Raw genomic sequence first — 17,098 nt, 5'->3', positions numbered from 1 at the left:
GAATTCTGAGAGGCTATGAAAGGTATCGTGCTCGCCGGAGGCTCCGGCACGCGGCTTCATCCGGCCACGCTGGCGGTCAACAAGCAGTTGCTGCCTGTCTACGACAAGCCGATGGTCTACTATCCGATTTCCGTGCTGATGCTGGCGGGGATACGGGAAATCCTGGTCATCTCCTCGCCCGACTTCATCGAGATGTACAAGCGCCTGCTGGGCGATGGCAGCCAGTACGGCGTGTCTTTCAGCTATGTGGTCCAGGAGAAGCCGGAGGGGCTGGCACAGGCCTTCCTGCTGGGGCGGGAGTTCATCGGCGAGGACCCGGTCGCGCTGGTTCTGGGCGACAACATCTTCTACGGCGCCAACCTGTCCGCCATGGTGCAGCAGGCCGCGACGCGGACGGATGGCGCCACGGTCTTCGCCTATTACGTCGATGACCCGGAGCGCTACGGCGTCGTCGATTTCGACCCGACGGGCCGCGCCATCTCCATCGAGGAGAAGCCTGCCCAGCCGAAATCCAACTGGGCGGTCACGGGCCTCTACTTCTATGACAATGCCGTCATCGACATCGCGGCCTCCATCAGGCCTTCCAGCCGGGGCGAGCTGGAGATCACCGATGTCAACCAGCGCTACCTGGAAGCCGGCAAGCTGCAGGTGGAGCGCATGGGGCGGGGCTATGCCTGGCTCGACACAGGCACCCACGACTCCCTCCTGGATGCGAGCGAGTTCGTCCGCGCCATCCAGCAGCGCCAGGGCCTGCCGATCGCCTGTCTTGAGGAAGTGGCCTTCCTGAACGGCTTCATCGATCTCGACCAGCTGGAGCGGCGCGGCCACCTCTTCGCCAAGACGGCGTATGGCCAGCACCTGCTGCGCCTGGCCAAGACGCACCGATAAGGCGGTAGCTGCCCTTCGGGGGGGCAGTCATCGCCGCCCCGGCCCGGGCAATGCTTCCGCGGCGCGCAGCCAGAGCGAAGCCTCGCCCGATCCCTCCGGGTCCGATGCCCGCGGGTGCGGGCGGGAGACCGAGGATGGCGCACGGGCCGCCGCGGTGCGGGAAGCGGAAGGCGGCTCACCCCGCATCGCCAGCAGGACGCGCTGCCGATAGGCTCCGCCGCGTTCAGCCTGGCCGGAATGGTAATGCGCCACGGCGCGCATCCAGTTGCCCTGGCGCTCCTTCAGCCGGCGCAGGAACCGCGCCGCATAGCGCGCATTGGCCTGGGGAGAAAAGGCTTCCTCCAGCGAGGCGAAAGCCTGCGGGTGATGGTGAAGGTTGATCTGCAGGCAGCCCACATCGATCAGGCGGACACCTTCCATCTGCAGCCGGCGTACCTTGCGAAGCGCCTCGCCGCGTGTCTCGAAGGCATGGCCTTCGCCGCGGGCATTGACCGTCCAGGGCCAGGGCTCGACATTGCCGCGGCCCGTGCGCCGCCCGCTTTCCACCCGGCCCATGGCGGCCAGCAGGCCGCGCGGCAGGTCCTCTGCCCGCTCCGCGGCCCGGATGGCGGTATTGCAATCGGCCGTCCCGGCCCAGGCGCCGGGCCAGCGGGCCAGCGCCAGCAGGACCGGGAGCAGAATCCGAAGAACAGGCACACATGTCATGCGCCGATGAGGCACAGGATGGATTAATTTTTTGCATAATCCTTCGGAGTTCTCCCTGCCTCCGTCCCGGTGCCTGGCGGCGGCCGCGGGAGACGGGCGCGCTGGCCTGTTCCTTGGATTCAACGCAAATCCAAGAAGAATTCATCAATAAAGACAAGCCAAAGCTTGGATATTTTTTCCGCCCGTCAGTCAACGAAAAGAGACGTCGGCCGTTCCTCTGCCATGCGGCACCCCGTGCCGTGACGAAAGAACAATGGGAGAGATCGCATGCAGTCGAAAAGCATGGCCATGGTCCTTGCCGCGGCGCTGATGGTGGCACCGGCCGCAATGGCGCAGCAGGGCACTGTCGGCTCGCCCTCCAACCCTGGGGGCGGTGGCACCACCATGGGGCAGGGCACTCCCGGCACCACCACCACGCCCGGCCGGGTCGCGCCGCCTGACGTGGCGCCGAACCGTGGCGCGGCGGCGCCTGGCACCGACAACCCGCCCACCACGGCCACGCCGGCCGAGGGCGCCAACAGCTTCACCGAAGGCCAGGCGCGCAGCCGCATCGAGGCCGCCGGCTACACGGATGTTCAGGGGCTGCAGAAGGACGACAAGGGCGTCTGGCGCGGCCGCGCGATGCGCAACGGCCAGACGGCCGAAGTTGGCCTCGACTTCCAGGGCAATGTCGTGACCGGCAACGCCGCGCCCCGCTGAGCGCGCGCCGGCTTTTGACCTAGCACAAGAAGAGGAAACATCATGGCCAGCAGGACCATTACCCGGCTCTTCGACACGCGCGAGCACGCCATGGCGGCGGTGCGCGACCTCGAGGCCGCGGGCTTCTCGCATGACGATGTCGGCATCGTCGCCAACGACGCCAAGCGCGACACCACCCCGGCGGTGGACCCCTCGACGGAACACCATTCCGAGGAGCATACCAAGTCGGGTGCCGGCATCGGCGCCACGCTGGGCACGCTGGTGGGCGGCGGCGCGGGGCTGGCGGCGGGCCTTGGCGCCCTGGCCATTCCCGGCATCGGGCCGGTGGTCGCGGCGGGCGCGCTGGTGGCGGCGCTGACCGGCGCCGGCGCGGGCGCGGCGGCGGGCGGCCTGCTCGGCAGCCTCACCGGCGCGGGCGTCAGCGAGGCGGATGCGCCCGTCTATGCCGAAAGCGTGCGCCGCGGCGGCAGCATGGTGACGGTGCGCACCGACGACATGCGCGCCGTGGAGGCCGAGACCATCCTCGACCGCCACAGCCCGGTGGATGTGCGCAAGCGCGAGGCGGATTACCGCGCCGGCGGCTGGCAGGGCTACGACCCCGACGCCCCGGTGACCGACATTCCGGGCACGCCTTCCAGCCGCCATGTGGGCGGCGGCACGGCTTCCGGCATGACCGGCGCCGATCCGGCGGACCGCCGGATCTGAAGCCTGGCGGGCCTGCCGGCGGCCGGCCCGCCGTCTGAGAAGACGCAGCAGAGCCGGGGGAGGTCTTCCCCCGGCTTTCGGCGTTTCAGTCCCAGCCCGCCAGCTCCTGCCCGATGATGGCGCGCAGCAGATGGATGGCGTCCGGCGTGTCGTTCAGGCAGGGGATGAGGGTGAATTCCTCGCCGCCCGCCGCCATGAACTCCTCCCGCAATTCCTGGCCGATCTCGTCCAGCGTCTCGATGCAGTCCGCCAGGAAGCCCGGCGTGATGACGGCGATGCGGCGGATGCCGCGCCGCGGCAGGGCGGTGACGCGTTCATCCGTGTAGGGCTCCAGCCAGCGCTCCCGACCGAAGCGGGACTGGAAGGTCATCGGGAATTCGCGGGCCGTCATCCCCAGCCGCCGGCGCAGCGCGAGCATGGTGCGGTTGCATTCCGCCGGATAGGGATCGCCCGCCTTCACGTAGCGGCGCGGCAGGCCGTGGAAGGAAGCGAGCAGCAGCTCCGGCGGCCGCTCCAGCCCGGCCAGGCCGGCGCGGATGGAGCGTGCCAGCCCCTCGATGTAGAGCGGATGGTCGGGGAAGGAAGGCGCGATGCGGAGGGCGGGCTGCCGCCGCATCGTCATCAGCGCGCGGAAGGCGGCGTCGTTCACCGTGGCGGTGGTGGTGGCGCTGTACTGCGGGTAGAGCGGCACCACCAGGATGCGGTCGCACCCCTCGGCCTGCAACGCCTCCAGCCTGCTGGCGATGGAAGGGCGGCCGTAGCGCATGGCCCAGTCGATGCGCGGGCCATCGGCCGGCAGGGCCTGGCGCAGCAGCTCCGCCTGGGCGCGGGTGTAGGTGCGCAGCGGCGATTCATCGGCCGCCTCGTTCCAGATGCGCCGGTAGGCGGCGCCGCTGCGGAAGGGCCGCGTCGTCAGGATCACGCCCTGGAGCAGCGGCTGCCACAGCCAGGGGTTCACCTCGATCACCCGCCGGTCGGAGAGGAACTCCGAGAGGTAGCGGCGCACATCGCCATAGCGGGTCGAGTCCGGCGTGCCGAGATTGACCAGCAGCACGCCGACCTGCCCGGCCGCGCGGGAGTGACCGGCCGGCGCCGGGCGGAGGGAGAGGGGATGGTGGGTCATGCGAAGAGATCCGCCGGGCTGTCCGCCCGCAGGGAGGCGCCGAGCGCCGCGCCGAGCCGTTCCGCATCGGCCGGGGCGCCGCGCAGCGCGCGGCGCAGCAGGAAGGAGCCATCCTCCCGCGCCACCAGCGCCTCGAGATGCAGGGCGCCATCCGGGGTGAGGCTGGCATGTGCGCCGATGGGGGTGCGGCAGGAGCCATCCAGCGCCGCCAGCACGGCGCGCTCGGCCCGGGCGGCGAGATGGGTGGGGCTGTGGTCGATACCGGCCAGCCGTGCGCGCGTGGCGCTGTCGCCCGCGCGGGCGGTGACGGCGATGATGCCCTGGCCGGCGGCGGGCAGCATCTCCATGGTCGAGAGCGGGCGGGCGGCGCGGGCCTCCAGCTCCAGCCGCTGCAGCCCGGCCATGGCCAGCACCGTGGCGGCGTGGTCGCCCTCCTCCAGCCGGCGCAGGCGGGTCTGCACATTGCCGCGCAGCAGGCCGAAGCGGAGGTCAGGCCGCAGGTGCCGCAGCTGCGCCATCCGCCGGGCCGAGGCGGTGCCGATGCGCGCCCCCGACGGCAGGCCCGGCAGCGGGCCGCGCCGCTCCTCGGGCGGGCAGCCGGGGGCCAGCACCAGCGCGTCCCGCGCATCGGCGCGCGGCAGCACGGCGGCGATGACGAGGCCCGGTGGCAGCTCGGTCTCCAGGTCCTTCAGGCTGTGCACGGCGAAGGCCACGCGGCCGTCGAGCAGCGCCTCGTGGATCTCCTTGGCGAAGAGGCCCTTGCCGCCCAGATCGGCCAGGCGGCGTCGCTGCTCGGCGTCGCCGCTGGTCTGCATCGGCACGGGCTGCGCCTCGCCGGGCGCAACGCCGAGGGCCGCCAGCACGCGGCGGGTCTGCGCCAGGGCCAGCGGCGAGGCGCGGGTGCCGGCACGCAGCGGGGCCCCTGGGAAGGAGCGGGCGGGAACCAGGGAGGGGCGCGCCAGCGCCGGGGCGGCCTGGAGGGCAGCGGACATCGGCAGGGATCCAGCAGCGAGGGGGAAAGAAGGGCCGGCCTGCCCGATGAGGCCGGCCGGCCCGCCCCCATGGTGGGCGGCAGGGGGTAGGCGCCGCCCGCGCCATGAGGCTTAGGCGGGAAGGGCACGGGCACGGACGGCCCGGGGGAAGGCCCTTCCCGCGGTCCGGCGCGCCCTATCCGGCGGCGGCCTGGCCACCGACATCGGCCGCCGTGGTCGGCGCCGAGGCGGGCGCGGTGTGGATGCGCGCGATCGCCGCCGCCACGCCTTCCGCATAGGCCGGGTCGGCCCGGCGGAAGTGTTCCAGCTGCCGGTCGATGATGAAGCGCGGCACGCCCTGCATGGCGCCTGCGATGTTCTCGAAGAGCTGGCGCTGCTGGTTCGGCGTCATCATCCGGAACAGGTCGCCGGGCTGCTTGTAGTCGTCATTGCCGTCGCGGTGGCTGTAGTGGTCGGCGTCGCCGCTGATGCGCAGCGGCGGTTCCTTGGCGGCGGGCGCCTCGGCCGGGCCGCCGAAGGAGTTCGGCTCGTAGTAGTGGTCCGTGCCGCGCGGCGCGTCGAAGCGCATGGCGCCGTCGGCGTGGTAGGTGTTCACCGCCGCGCGCGGGCGGTTCACCGGCAGCGCCTCGTAATGGGTGCCGACGCGGTAGCGGTGCGCGTCCGCATAGGCGAAGATCCGGCCCTGCAGCATCTTGTCCGGCGAGAAGCCGATGCCGGGGACGATGTTGGAGGGCGAGAAGGAGGATTGCTCGATCTCCGCGAAATAGTGCGCCGCGTTGCGGTTCAGCTCCAGCACGCCGACATCGATCAGCGGATAATCCGCGTGCGGCCAGACCTTGGTGAGGTCGAACGGGTTGTAGGGCGTCTTCTCCGCATCCGCCTCGGGCATGATCTGCACCTGCATTTTCCAGCGCGGGAAGTCGCCGCGCTCGATCGCCTCGTACAGGTCGCGCTGCGCGCTCTCGCGGTCCTCGGCGATGACCGCGTTCGCCTCGCGGTTGGTCCAGGTGCGGATGCCCTGCATCGTCTTGAAGTGGAACTTCACCCAGTAGCGCTCGCCGGCATCGTTCCACAGCGAGAAGGTGTGGCTGCCATAGCCGTTGACGTGGCGGTAGCTCTGCGGCAGCCCGCGGTCGCTGAACAGGATGGTCACCTGGTGCAGGCTCTCGGGCGAGAGCGACCAGAAATCCCACATCGCGGTGGGCGAGCGCAGATTGGTGGCCGGGTGGCGCTTCTGGGTGCGGATGAAGTCCGGGAACTTCAGCGGATCGCGGATGAAGAAGACGGGCGTGTTGTTGCCCACCAGGTCCCAGTTGCCTTCCTCGGTGTAGAACTTGATGGCGAAGCCGCGCACGTCGCGCTCCGCATCGGCCGCGCCGCGCTCGCCGGCCACGGTGGAGAAGCGCAGCAGCAGCTCGGTCTGGCTGCCGGGGCGGAACACCTTGGCGCGGGTATATTTCGAGATGTCGCCGGTGACGGTCAGCGTGCCATAGGCGCCGGAGCCCTTGGCGTGCACCACGCGCTCGGGGATGCGCTCGCGGTTCTGGTGCGCCAGCTTCTCGATGAGCTGGTAGTCCTGGAGCAGCAGCGGGCCGCGCGGCCCGGCGGAGAGGCTGTTCTGGTTGTCGGCGATGGGGGCGCCGGCGGTGGTCGTCAGGACGGGGCGTCGCGTCGGGTCGGACATTCTGGAATTCCTCTCGGCAGGGTCCAGACTGTCTAGCTCGAGGGTATTGATCGGTTAAATCGATCTTCTATGTTGTTGCGATAGGCATGACCGAACGGCAACAACCCTCATGACCCTGCACAACATGGCCGGCCTGTCGCTGCGCGACCTGGAATACGCCGTCGCCGTGGCCGATCTGCGCCATTTCGGCCGCGCCGCCGAGCGCTGCCATGTCAGCCAGCCCACCCTCAGCGAGCAGATCCGCAAGCTCGAGGCCCTGCTCGGCGTCGCCCTGTTCGAGCGCCTGCCGCGCCGGGTGGCGGTGACGCCGCAGGGCGCGCCGCTGATCGAGCGGGCGCGCGCCATCCTGCGCGAGGCGCGCGGGCTGCTGGACCTGGCGCAGCAGCAGCAGGCCGAGCCGATGAAGGGGCGGCTGCGCATCGGCGTCATCGCCACGCTCGGCCCCTACTACCTGCCCGCCCTGCTGCGGGATGTGCGGGCGCGCTTCCCGCAGCTGGTGCTGCGGCTGCAGGAAGGCCGCACCGACGCGCTGGTGGAGGCGCTGGAGCAGGGCGAGCTGGACGCGGCGCTGATCGCGCTGCCGGCACCCTCCGCGGCGCTGGAGAGCGCCGAGCTGTTCTTCGAGCCCTTCCTGCTGGCCTTCCCGCAGGGCCATGCCCTGCGGGCGCAGCGCCGCATCTCGCTGGACGCGCTGCAATCGGGGGAGCTGCTGCTGCTGGAGGAGGGCCATTGCCTGCGCGACCAGGCACTCTCCCTCTGTCCGCTGCCGCGCGAGGGGCGGGAGGAGCGCTTCGCCAGCAGCCTGGAGATGCTGCGCCACATGATCGCCGCCGGCGAGGGCTTCTCCCTGCTGCCGCAGCTGGCGGTGCAGGGCCGCACCGATCTCGGCGGCCTCATCGGCCTGCGGCGGCTGGCGGAGCCGGGGGTGGGGCGGCGGATCGGCCTCGTCTGGCGCGGCACCGACCCCCGGCGGGAGAGCTTCTCCGAACTGGCGGCCTTCCTGCGGCAGATGTCGCCGGTCGGCCGGCCAGAGGACGGAGGCGGCGCTCAGCCGGCGATGGCGTAGGCCGGCCGGCGCGGGTCGGCCGCCGCCAGGCGCAGGCCGCTGGCCGGGTCGGTCATCACCAGCTCGACGCTGCCGGCGAGCCAGGTGGTGCCGGGCCACTCCTTCACCTCGTGCCCGCGCGCTGCCAGCGCCTCCCGCACCGACTGGGGGATGCGGGATTCCACGGCCAGGCGGCGCGGGTAGTACTCATAGGGCGCGAAGGAGGAGGGGAAGGCGTAGGAGGCGATGCGCGGCGCCTCGACCGCCGCCTGCGGCTCCATGCCGAAATGCAGGATGTTCAGCAGTACCTGCAGCATGGCCTGGATCTGCACGTCGCCGCCCGGCGTGCCGAAGGGCATCACGCCGCCCTCTCGCGTCACGGCTATGGCCGGGTTGGGCGTCAGGCGCGGCCGCCTGCCGGGGCCGACGCCGCTCGGATGCGCCGGGTCCGGGCGCGACTGCGAGCCGCGGCAGGAGGGCACGATGCCCACCCCCGGCACCACCGGCGCGTTCCAGGAGCCGTCGGAGGGCGTGGCGGAGAAGGCGTTGCCCCAGCGGTCCACCACCGCGACATAGGAGGTGTCCGGCTCGATGCCGGGCAGCCCGCCATGGCCCTGGGCCTGCGGCCCGCTGCCCTGGCCCAGCAGCGGCGGCGGCATGTCCGGATGCGCCGCCTCCTCGCGGAAGGCGCGGGCGCGGGCGGCGAGATGCGCCTCGGAGAGCAAGGCATCCACCGGCACCTCCGCGAAGGCGGGGTCGGCGAAATGGTACTCGCGGTCGGCCATGGCCACCTTCAACGCCTCGGTCAGGCGGTGCAGGTAGTCGGTGCCGTTGTGCGCCAGCCCGTCCAGGCCGAGCTTCTCCAGCAGCAGCAGCGCCTCGATCAGCGCCGGCCCCTGGCACCACGGGCCGCAGGCGATGATCTCGTGCCCGCGCCAGCGGCGGCGCACCACCGGCTCGATGCGGGAGCGGAAATCCGCCAGGTCCTCGCGCGAGAGGTAGCCGCCCTCGCGCTGCTGGAAGGCCACGATCTCGCGGGCGATGTCGCCCTTGTAGAAGGCGTCCCGCGCGGCGGCGAGGCCGGCCATGCGGCCGCCGGCGGCTTCCGCCCGCCGTGCCTCCTCCGCCATGTAGGTGAGGGTTCGGGCGAGGTCGGACTGCACGAAGAGCGAGCCCACCGCCGGCGGCGCGCCGCCGGGCAGGTAGATGGCGGCGTTCTGCGGCCAGCGGGCATATTCGTCGCGGTGCGCGGCGATGGTGTGCGCCAGCAGCGAATTGGTCTGGAAGCCCTCGGCGGCGTAGCGGATGGCGAAGGCGGCGATGTCGGGGAAGGACATCGTGCCGTGCCGCTCCAGCGCGGTGATCCAGGCATCGGGCGCCGCCGGCACCACGGTGCGCAGGATGCCCTCCGGCATCCGCCCGCCATGCTCGCGCATGAAGAGGTCGGGCGGCAGGGACATCGGCCAGTGGCCAAGGCCGGCGATGCTCTCCACCGTGCCGTCCGCCAGCCGGATCAGGATCGGCGCCACGCCGGCCACGTTCACCAGGTCGGGCTGCAGCACGCCGAGCGCGATGCCGGCGGCGCAGCCGGCGTCGATGGCATTGCCCCCCGCCTCCAGGATGGCGATGCCGGCCGTCGCCGCCAGGTAGTGCCCGGCCGAGACGGCGTGGCGCGTGCCGGCGATGGTGGGGCGTCCGGTCGGGGGTGTCTCGGTCATCGGGCGGGCTCCGTGGGGCGGGCGTGGGTGGCCACCAGTTGCTCGTCCATCCGCGGGCTATAGGCAATCCCCCGCCGCGCGGCGGTGATCGTCACCTGGTTGTAGAGCGGGATGATGGGCAGCGCCGCGATGGCTTCGCGCATGGTCTCGCGCAGCGCCGCCTCCCGCCCCGCATCCATCCGGCTGATGCTTGCGGCGATGCGGGCATCAAGCGCCGCGTCGCTGAACTGGCCGCGATTGCCCTGGCCGAAGCCGCGCGCCGGGTCGCGCGTGTGCACGGCGGTGGAGAGGATGTAGCTGGCATCGCGCGAGGAGGAGAGGGAGAGGCCGAACAGCATCAGCGGCAGGTCGTTCCGCCCCACGGCGGTGCGGGGGAAGAACACGGTGCCCGGCTGCGTCTCCACCTTCGCCTGGAAGCCGGCGCGGGTCAGCATCTGCCCCACCGCCTGGCAGACGCGGGCATCGTTGGTGTAGCGGTTGTTGGAGCAGCCGATCGTCAGGCCGAAGCCCTGGGGAAAGCCCGCCTCGGCCAGCAGGCGGCGCGCCGCCTCGGAGTCGGGGCGTGGCGCGGGCAGGTCCGCGTCCCAGCCGCCGAAGCCCTCCGGCACCATCTGGACCGTGGCGATGGCCTGGCCGTCCAGCCCGCGCGCCGCCAGCGCCTCGCGGTCGATGGCGAGGGAGAGGGCGCGGCGCACCCGCGCATCGGCCATCGGGTTGGCGGGGAGGGGGGTGCCGTCCGGCCCCACCAGCAGCGGCAGCGCGCCGGCGCCGAGATGCGGGATCAGGTACATGATCCGGTCCGAGTTGCGCTTGAACACGCTGACCCGCGCATCCTTCTCCAGCCGCGCCACATCGGCCGGCGGCACCTGCTCGATCAGGTCCACGTCGCCGGAGAGCAGGGCGGCGAGGCGCGCCGCGTCATTGCCCATCACCTTCATCTCGACCCGGGCGAAGGCGGCGGGCGTGCCCCAGTAGCCTTCGTTGCGGGAGAGGCTCATCCCTTCCGAGCCGCGGAAGCGCTCCAGCCGGAAGGGGCCGGTGCCGATGGCGGCGCGGCCGCTGGCGAACTCGGCGGTGGAGGCGCCCCACGGCTCCGGCCCGCCCGCCGCCCGCGCCGAGACGATGAAGACGTTGGTGAGCTGCCCCGGCAGGGTGGGGTTGGGCTGGTCCGTGTGCAGGCGGATGGTGTGCGCATCCACCACCTCCACCCGGCTGATGGTGCGCAGGTTGGAGGTGTAGGGGCCCGGGTTGTTCGGCAGGGCCGGGATGCGGGCGAGGGAGAAGGCCACGTCCTCGGCCGTGAAAGGGCTGCCATCCTGGAAGGTGACGCCGCGCCGGAGGGAGAATTCCCAGGTCTGCGCGTCCAGCGCCCGCCAGGCTTCCGCCAGGGCGGGGGTGAAGCGGCTCTCCTCGTCCCGCCCCACCAGGGAATCGTAGATATGCCGGGACGCCGCCATGTTGGGGCCGAGGAAGAGGAAATGGGGGTCCACGCCGAAGCTGGCCTCGACCCCCATGGTCAGCGTGGCATCGCCGGACGGGGCGGGCGCCTGCCCCCTGGCGGGGCCCGCTCCGGCCAGCAGGGCGAGCGCCAGCGCGGCGGCGGCGAGGGGGTGGCTGCGGCGCATGGCGCGTCTCTCCCGGTCGTTGCGGCGCGGGGAGGGTCCGGCGCGGGGCCGGGCCTGTCAATGCGGGGCGGCGTCAGGCGGATGAATCCGCCATCGCGCTCAATGCCAGGAACGCAGGATCTCGTCGGTCGAGGCGGTCTCGATCTGCTGGCTGAAGCGCTCGTTGTAGAGGGTCAGCAGCGCGTCATGCGTCCGGTCGGAGCCGGAGCAGATGGCGTCGGTTGGGATGACGACGCGGTAGCCGCGGTCCACCGCCCCCAGCACGGCCGCCAGCACGCAGACATCCGTCTCCGCCCCGCTGATCACCAGCGTGTCGATGCCGCGCGAATAGAGATGGTCGTCCAGCGCCGGGTGCAGCCAGGGGGAATAGACCATCTTGTCGATGACCGTGGCGGGCGGGACGAAGCGCTGCAGGGGCTCGAGCAGCTCCAGCATGCCCGTGGGCAGCACATCCTGCGTCACGGAGGACCAGCGCTCGTAGTATTCGCGCCACATGCCGGGTGCGTCCTGCGGCCGCTGGGCGGGAATGAAGCGGGTGAAGATCGTGCGGTCCGGGAAGACGCCGGCCAGCTGGACCACCAGCGGCAGGACGCGCTGCATCCACGGCGTCTCCCACTCCGAGCCGGGCCCGAACAGGTTCTGCATGTCCACGCAGAGATGCGCGCAGCGCGCCGTCAGGGGGCCGCGCTGCAACCCGTTCTTCCAAGCCATGTCTTCATCTCTCCTGCTGCGTGGCCGTGCCGTTCCTGCATAAGCGGCCAGGGGAGCGGCGGTTCCCGGATGGCTCAGCCCTGCGGCACGTTGCGGCGCAGTTCCTCCAGCCAGGCGTTGGCATTGCCATCCGAAGGCGCGCGCCAGTCGCCGCGCGGCGAGAGCGAGCCGCCGGCGGCCACCTTCGGCCCGTTCGGCATGGCGCTGCGCTTGAACTGGGCGAAGCCGAAGAAGCGCTGCAGGAACACCTCCAGCCAGTGGCGGATGGTGGGCAGGTCGTAGGCGCCGCGCTTCCCCTCCGGGAAGCCGGGCGGCCAGCGGCCAGCGGCCGCGTCGCCCCAGGCCATCAGCGCCAGGAAGGCGATCTTGGACGGGCGGAAGCCGTAGCGCAGCGTGTAGAACAGGTGGAAATCCTGCAGCGCGTAGGGGCCGATCTTGGCCTCGGTGCTCTGCAGCTGCTGGTCCTCGCCGGCCGGCACCAGCTCGGGCGAGATCTCGGTGTCCAGCACCGATTGCAGCGTGGCGCCCACCGCCGCGTCGAACTGCCCGGAGCCGATGACCCAGCGGATGAGGTGCTGGATCAGCGTCTTCGGCACGCCCGCATTGACGTTGTAGTGCGACATCTGGTCGCCCACGCCATAGGTGCACCAGCCCAGCGCCAGCTCCGAGAGGTCGCCCGTGCCGAGCACCATGCCGCCATGGTGGTTGGCGGCGCGGAACAGGTAGTCGGTGCGCAGCCCGGCCTGGACGTTCTCGAAGGTGACGTCGTAGACCGGCTCGCCGCGGCCGAAGGGGTGGCCGAGATCGGTCAGCATCTGCTTGGCCGCCGGCCGGATGTCCAGCTCCAGCGCGGTGATGCCGAGCGCCTGCATCAGCGCGTGGGCGTTGGTCTTGGTGCCGGCCGAGGTGCCGAAGCCGGGCAGGGTGTAGCCGATGATGTCGGTGCGCGGCTTGCCCATCCGGTCCATCGCCCGGGCGGCGACGATCAGCGCCTGGGTGGAATCGAGGCCGCCCGAGACGCCGATGACGATCTTGCCGCCGCGCGTGGCGGTGAGCCGCTGCACCAGGCCGGAGACCTGGATGTTGTAGGCCTCGTAGCAATCCTGCTCCAGCCGCGCCGGGTCAGCCGGCACGAAGGGGAAGCGCTCCAGCGCGCGGTGGAAGCCGATGTCGCCCTCCGGCGGCTCCAGCCGGAAGGCCTGGCGGCGGAAGGCGGGGGCGTGGCGGCGGCGGTTGTCGTCGAAGGTGCCCTGCCGCGCCCGCTCCTGCCGCAGCAGGTCGAGGTCGATATCGGCCAGCACGATCTGGTCGGCGTCCGGGAAGCGCTCGCTCTCGCGCAGGATGGCGCCGTTCTCGAAGATCGAGACCTGCCCGTCCCAGGCGAGGTCGGTGGTGGACTCGCCCACCCCCGCCGCGGCGTAGAGATAGGCCGCGAGGCAGCGCGCCGACTGCGACTGGCAGAGCAGCCGCCGCGTCTCCGCCTTGCCCACCGTGATGTTGCTGGCCGAGAGGTTGGCCAGCACCAGCGCGCCGGCCAGCGCGCCCTCGGCGCTGGGGGGGAAGGGCACCCAGAGGTCCTCGCACACCTCGGCGTGGATCACGAGGCCCGGCACGTCCTCGGCGTCGAACAGCAGGTCGGGACCGAAGGGCGCCTCCTGGCCGGCGAGGCGGATCATGCCGCCCTCCGTGCCATGGCCGGAGGCGAACCAGCGGTGCTCGTAGAACTCCCGGTAGTTGGGCAAATGCTGCTTCGGCACCACGCCGAGCAGCCGGCCGCGCTGGATGGCCAGCGCCGTGTTGTACACCCGCCCCGCATGCCGCACCGGCGCCCCCACCAGCAGCAGCGGCCGCAGCGTGGCGCTGGCCTCCAGCAGCGTGCCGACCGCCGCCTCCACCGCGTCCAGCAGCGTGTCCTGCAGATGCAGGTCGTCGATCGCGTAGCCGGAGAGGCCGAGCTCCGGGAACACCGCGAGCGCGGCACCCTCGGCGTCGCAATGCCGCGCCGCGGCCAGGATCGCCTGCGCGTTGGCGGCAGGGTCGGCCAGGGTGCAGCGGGTGGTGCAGGCGGCCACGCGGGCGAAGCCGTGGCGGTAGATCGACAGGAAGCTCATGCGCCCCAGCCTGCCCCCGCCGCGCCCGCGCGTCCAGCGGGCGTGCGATCAGCAATGGGTCAGCCGGCGGCCGGCCGGACCCTTGCCGCCCGGCGCAACGACCTATATCAAGATTTCAGAAAATACTGAAATTTCCGAATCGGCAGGAATGCATGAACCTCCCTCCCGTCGCCCAGGCCTTCGTGCTGCATTTCGGCGAGATGGGCAGCCGCTGGGGCATCAACCGCACGGTGGGGCAGATCTACGCCCTGCTCTACGTCTCGCCCGTGCCGCTCAACGCCGAGCAGATCGTCGAGGCGCTCGGCGTCTCGCGCTCCAACGTCTCGATGGGGCTGCGCGAGCTGCAGGCCTGGAACCTGATCATCCCCAAGCACATCCCGGATGACCGGCGGGACCACTACACCACCCCCGACGATGTCTGGCAGATCCTGCGGACGCTGGCCGAGGAGCGGAAGAAGCGCGAGGTGGACCCCACCCTCTCGGTGCTGCGCGAGCTGCTGATGCAATCCCCCGGCAGCGAGGCCGAGCGCCACGCCCAGGAACGCATCGCCGAGATGCACACGCTGATCGAGCGGCTGACCACCTGGTACGATGACGTCAAGCGGCTGGAGACGGAGCGCCTGGCGGCGCTGCTGGCGCTCGGCGCGCGCGTCACGCGCCTGCTGGAGGCCAAGGACAAGATCGTCTCGCTGGCGCGCCCGGCGGCGCGCAACCGGCGCCCGACCCCCACTGAGTAGCCCTCCCATGGACCCGACCATCCTCGCCCGCATCCAGTTCGCGGCGAACATCTCCTTCCACATCCTGTTCCCGACCGTGACCATCGCGCTCGGCTGGGTGCTGCTCTACTTCAAGCTGCGCTACAGCCGCAGCCGCGACATGGCCTGGATGGAGGCCTACCGCTTCTGGGTGAAGGTGTTCGCCCTCTCCTTCGCGCTCGGCGTGGTCTCGGGCATCACCATGAGCTTCCAGTTCGGCACCAACTGGCCGGGCTTCATGCAGCATGTGGGCAACATCGCCGGCCCCCTGCTGGCCTACGAGATCCTGACGGCCTTCTTCCTGGAGGCCACCTTCCTCGGCATCATGCTGTTCGGCTTCCGCCGCGTGCCGGGCTGGCTGCACACCCTGGCCACCTTCCTCGTCGCCTTCGGCACGACGATGAGCGCCTTCTGGATCATCGTGCTGAACTCCTGGATGCACACGCCGCAGGGCTTCGAGCTGCGCGACGGCGTGGCGCACGCGACGGACTGGGCGGCGATCATCCTCAACCCCTCCATGCCCTACCGGCTGACCCACATGCTGGTGGCCTCGGCGCTGACGGTGGCCTTCCTGATGGCCGGCCTCTCCGCCTGGCGCTGGCTGCGCGGCGACACGGCGCCGGGCGTGCGCAACGCGCTCCGCACCGGCGTGGTGATGGCCGCCCTCCTGGCCCCCGCCCAGGCGCTGATCGGCGACATGCACGGGCTGAACACGCTGGAGCACCAGCCGGCCAAGGTGGCGGCGATGGAGGGCAACTGGCGCACCGGAAGCCATGTGCCGCTGCTGCTCTTCGCCGTGCCGGACGAGGCGGCGCGCGAGAACCGCCTGGAGATCGGCATCCCCTCGATGGCCAGCATCATCCTCAGGCACAGCCCCGCGGGCGTGGTGCCGGGGCTGGACCAGTTCGAGGGCAACCACCCGCCGGTGAAGCCGGTGTTCTATGCCTTCCGCGTCATGGTCGGCACCGGGCTGCTGATGATCGGCGCGGGGCTGGCCTCGGCCTTCTACCTCTGGCGGCGCGGCGCGCTGCCGGTGTGGCTGCTGCGCGGCCTGGTGGCGATGACCTTCGCCGGATGGGTGGCGACGCTCGCCGGCTGGTACGTCACCGAGATCGGCCGGCAGCCCTGGCTGGTCACCGGCGTGCTCTCCACCGCCCAGGCGGTGGGGCCGGTGCCGGCGGGCAATATCGGCCTGACGCTGGCCATGTACCTCACCCTCTACGCGGTGCTGCTGGCCGCCTATGTCGCCGCCCTGTTCCGCCTCGCCCGCAAGGGCCGCGCCATGCCGGAGGCGGGGCTGCCCGCTGGCGGCCTGGTCGCCCGCGCCTCCTGAGGACGCCGCCATGACCCCCTTCCTCGACCCCGAGCTGCTGCCGGTGATCTTCGCGGTGCTGATGGCGGTCTCCGTCCTCGCCTATGTGGTGCTGGATGGCTACGACCTCGGTGTCGGCCTGCTGCTGAACGCCACCACCGAGGAGGCGGAGCGCGACCGCATGGTCGCCTCCATCGGCCCCTTCTGGGACGCCAACGAGACCTGGCTGGTGCTGGGCGTCGGCCTGCTGCTGGTGGCCTTCCCCATCGCGCATGGCGCCATCCTCACCGCGCTCTACCTGCCGGTCGCGGTGATGCTGGCCGGGCTGATCCTGCGCGGCGTGGCCTTCGAGTTCCGCGCCAAGGCCGCCTCGGTGCTGGGCAAGCGGGCCTGGGACCACGCCTTTTTCGCCGGCTCCCTGCTGGCCGCGCTCTCCCAGGGCTGGATGCTCGGCCGCTACGTGCTGGGCTTCGCCGGGGGCCTCGCGCCGCAGGCCTTCGCCGCCCTCTCGGCGGTGGGGCTGGCGGCGGGCTATGCCTTCATCGGCGCCTGCTGGCTGATCTGGCGCACCGAGGGCGACCTCCAGCGCCGCGCCGTGGCCTGGGCGCGCCCCACGCTCTGGCTGGTGGGGCTTGGCATTCTGGCCGTCTCGCTGGCCACGCCGCTGGCCTCGCCGCGCATCCTGGCGCGCTGGCTGGAGATGCCGAACCTGGTGCTGCTGGCGCCGCTGCCGGCCACCACCTTCGTGCTGCTGCTCGGCCTGCACAGCCTGCTGAAGCACCTGCCGCTGCCGGACGGCGCCCTGGAGCGGCTGCCCTTCTGGGGCGCCACGGGGCTGTTCGTGCTCTCCTTCACCGGCCTCGCCTGGTCCTTCTTCCCCTACATCGTGCCGGAGCGGCTGACGCTGTGGCAGGCCGCGGCGTCGCCGGAGAGCCTGACCATCATCCTGGCCGGCGCGCTGTTCGTGCTGCCGGTGATCCTGGCCTACACCCTGCTGGCCTGGCGCATCTTCGGCGGCAAGGCGG

General features: G+C 71.6%; 15 protein-coding genes. 7 read left to right on the top strand and 8 right to left on the bottom strand.

Translation table 11 applies throughout. The features are described 5' to 3' along the window. The first annotated feature begins 15 nt into the window (after positions 1-15). Positions 16-888: a glucose-1-phosphate thymidylyltransferase RfbA gene (gene rfbA, locus ACZJYS_RS05255; protein ID WP_379649652.1), complete on the top strand. Its 873-nt coding sequence runs from the start codon at positions 16-18 to the stop codon at positions 886-888. A gap of 27 nt (positions 889-915) precedes the next feature. On the opposite strand, the gene ACZJYS_RS05250 is transcribed toward rfbA, so the two are convergent. After that, entirely contained in the window at positions 916-1,716 is an 801-nt protein-coding gene (locus ACZJYS_RS05250; RefSeq protein ID WP_493176285.1) for a transglycosylase SLT domain-containing protein, read from the bottom strand. Positions 1,717-1,860: 144 nt separating this feature from the next. Between ACZJYS_RS05250 and ACZJYS_RS05245 the strand changes: the two genes are divergently transcribed. Then, positions 1,861-2,292, top strand: a complete 432-nt coding sequence (locus ACZJYS_RS05245; RefSeq protein ID WP_181378211.1) for a PepSY domain-containing protein — start codon at positions 1,861-1,863, stop codon at positions 2,290-2,292. Positions 2,293-2,334: 42 nt separating this feature from the next. Further along, positions 2,335-2,997 carry a general stress protein gene (locus ACZJYS_RS05240; protein ID WP_219929774.1) on the top strand — a complete coding sequence of 221 codons (663 nt, stop codon included), beginning with the start codon at positions 2,335-2,337 and terminating at the stop codon, positions 2,995-2,997. Positions 2,998-3,082: 85 nt separating this feature from the next. Here the strand turns inward: ACZJYS_RS05240 and hemH are convergent, their stop codons facing one another. The 3 genes from hemH to ACZJYS_RS05225 all read right to left on the bottom strand — a co-directional run bounded on the left by hemH (position 3,083) and on the right by ACZJYS_RS05225 (position 6,796). After that, entirely contained in the window at positions 3,083-4,120 is a 1,038-nt protein-coding gene (hemH, locus tag ACZJYS_RS05235; protein ID WP_493176282.1) for a ferrochelatase, read from the bottom strand. Then, a complete protein-coding gene (gene hemC / locus ACZJYS_RS05230; RefSeq protein ID WP_109518099.1) occupies positions 4,117-5,112 on the bottom strand; it encodes a hydroxymethylbilane synthase in 996 nt (331 codons plus the stop codon). Before hemC ends, hemH begins: the two co-directional genes overlap by 4 nt. Positions 5,113-5,287: 175 nt before the next feature. Further along, positions 5,288-6,796: a catalase gene (locus ACZJYS_RS05225; protein ID WP_493176280.1), complete on the bottom strand. Its 1,509-nt coding sequence runs from the start codon at positions 6,794-6,796 to the stop codon at positions 5,288-5,290. A gap of 109 nt (positions 6,797-6,905) precedes the next feature. Here ACZJYS_RS05225 and ACZJYS_RS05220 point away from each other — a divergent pair, with 109 nt between their 5' ends. Then, positions 6,906-7,862 carry a LysR substrate-binding domain-containing protein gene (locus ACZJYS_RS05220; protein WP_493176278.1) on the top strand — a complete coding sequence of 319 codons (957 nt, stop codon included), beginning with the start codon at positions 6,906-6,908 and terminating at the stop codon, positions 7,860-7,862. On the opposite strand, the gene ACZJYS_RS05215 is transcribed toward ACZJYS_RS05220, so the two are convergent. From ACZJYS_RS05215 to ACZJYS_RS05200, 4 genes are all read right to left on the bottom strand, one after another. Continuing rightward, positions 7,844-9,559: a gamma-glutamyltransferase family protein gene (locus tag ACZJYS_RS05215; protein ID WP_493176276.1), complete on the bottom strand. Its 1,716-nt coding sequence runs from the start codon at positions 9,557-9,559 to the stop codon at positions 7,844-7,846. The genes ACZJYS_RS05220 and ACZJYS_RS05215 overlap by 19 nt on opposite strands. Next, complete coding sequence (locus tag ACZJYS_RS05210) at positions 9,556-11,184, bottom strand: ABC transporter substrate-binding protein (protein ID WP_493176274.1); 1,629 nt, start codon at positions 11,182-11,184, stop codon at positions 9,556-9,558. The genes ACZJYS_RS05215 and ACZJYS_RS05210 overlap by 4 nt, the downstream gene beginning before the upstream one ends. Positions 11,185-11,283: 99 nt before the next feature. Then, positions 11,284-11,895, bottom strand: coding sequence for a cysteine hydrolase family protein (locus tag ACZJYS_RS05205; RefSeq protein ID WP_109518104.1), 612 nt, complete (start codon positions 11,893-11,895; stop codon positions 11,284-11,286). A gap of 74 nt (positions 11,896-11,969) precedes the next feature. Next, entirely contained in the window at positions 11,970-14,006 is a 2,037-nt protein-coding gene (locus ACZJYS_RS05200; protein WP_493176271.1) for an NAD(+) synthase, read from the bottom strand. 152 nt (positions 14,007-14,158) lie between these two features. On the opposite strand from ACZJYS_RS05200, the gene ACZJYS_RS05195 reads away from it, so the two are divergent. From ACZJYS_RS05195 to ACZJYS_RS05185, 3 genes are all read left to right on the top strand, one after another. Next, complete coding sequence (locus ACZJYS_RS05195) at positions 14,159-14,743, top strand: GbsR/MarR family transcriptional regulator (RefSeq protein ID WP_109518106.1); 585 nt, start codon at positions 14,159-14,161, stop codon at positions 14,741-14,743. 7 nt (positions 14,744-14,750) lie between these two features. Then, complete coding sequence (locus ACZJYS_RS05190; RefSeq protein WP_493176269.1) at positions 14,751-16,094, top strand: cytochrome ubiquinol oxidase subunit I; 1,344 nt, start codon at positions 14,751-14,753, stop codon at positions 16,092-16,094. Between the two features lie 10 nt (positions 16,095-16,104). Next, a partial coding sequence (locus ACZJYS_RS05185) for a cytochrome d ubiquinol oxidase subunit II (protein ID WP_493176267.1) occupies positions 16,105-17,098 on the top strand: 994 nt, incomplete at its 3' end.

Source organism: Roseomonas sp. TS2, from assembly GCF_058833935.1.
This window is presented reverse-complemented; position numbering and strand designations above follow the sequence as displayed.

Coding starts and splice junctions, on each gene's coding strand:
- rfbA (WP_379649652.1), top strand. CDS start 16: ATGAAAGGTATCGTGCTCGCCGGAGGCTCCGGCACGCGGCTTCATCCG.
- ACZJYS_RS05245 (WP_181378211.1), top strand. CDS start 1,861: ATGCAGTCGAAAAGCATGGCCATGGTCCTTGCCGCGGCGCTGATGGTG.
- ACZJYS_RS05240 (WP_219929774.1), top strand. CDS start 2,335: ATGGCCAGCAGGACCATTACCCGGCTCTTCGACACGCGCGAGCACGCC.
- hemH (WP_493176282.1), bottom strand. CDS start 4,120: ATGACCCACCATCCCCTCTCCCTCCGCCCGGCGCCGGCCGGTCACTCC.
- hemC (WP_109518099.1), bottom strand. CDS start 5,112: ATGTCCGCTGCCCTCCAGGCCGCCCCGGCGCTGGCGCGCCCCTCCCTG.
- ACZJYS_RS05225 (WP_493176280.1), bottom strand. CDS start 6,796: ATGTCCGACCCGACGCGACGCCCCGTCCTGACGACCACCGCCGGCGCC.
- ACZJYS_RS05220 (WP_493176278.1), top strand. CDS start 6,906: ATGACCCTGCACAACATGGCCGGCCTGTCGCTGCGCGACCTGGAATAC.
- ACZJYS_RS05215 (WP_493176276.1), bottom strand. CDS start 9,559: ATGACCGAGACACCCCCGACCGGACGCCCCACCATCGCCGGCACGCGC.
- ACZJYS_RS05210 (WP_493176274.1), bottom strand. CDS start 11,184: ATGCGCCGCAGCCACCCCCTCGCCGCCGCCGCGCTGGCGCTCGCCCTG.
- ACZJYS_RS05205 (WP_109518104.1), bottom strand. CDS start 11,895: ATGGCTTGGAAGAACGGGTTGCAGCGCGGCCCCCTGACGGCGCGCTGC.
- ACZJYS_RS05200 (WP_493176271.1), bottom strand. CDS start 14,006: ATGAGCTTCCTGTCGATCTACCGCCACGGCTTCGCCCGCGTGGCCGCC.
- ACZJYS_RS05195 (WP_109518106.1), top strand. CDS start 14,159: ATGAACCTCCCTCCCGTCGCCCAGGCCTTCGTGCTGCATTTCGGCGAG.
- ACZJYS_RS05190 (WP_493176269.1), top strand. CDS start 14,751: ATGGACCCGACCATCCTCGCCCGCATCCAGTTCGCGGCGAACATCTCC.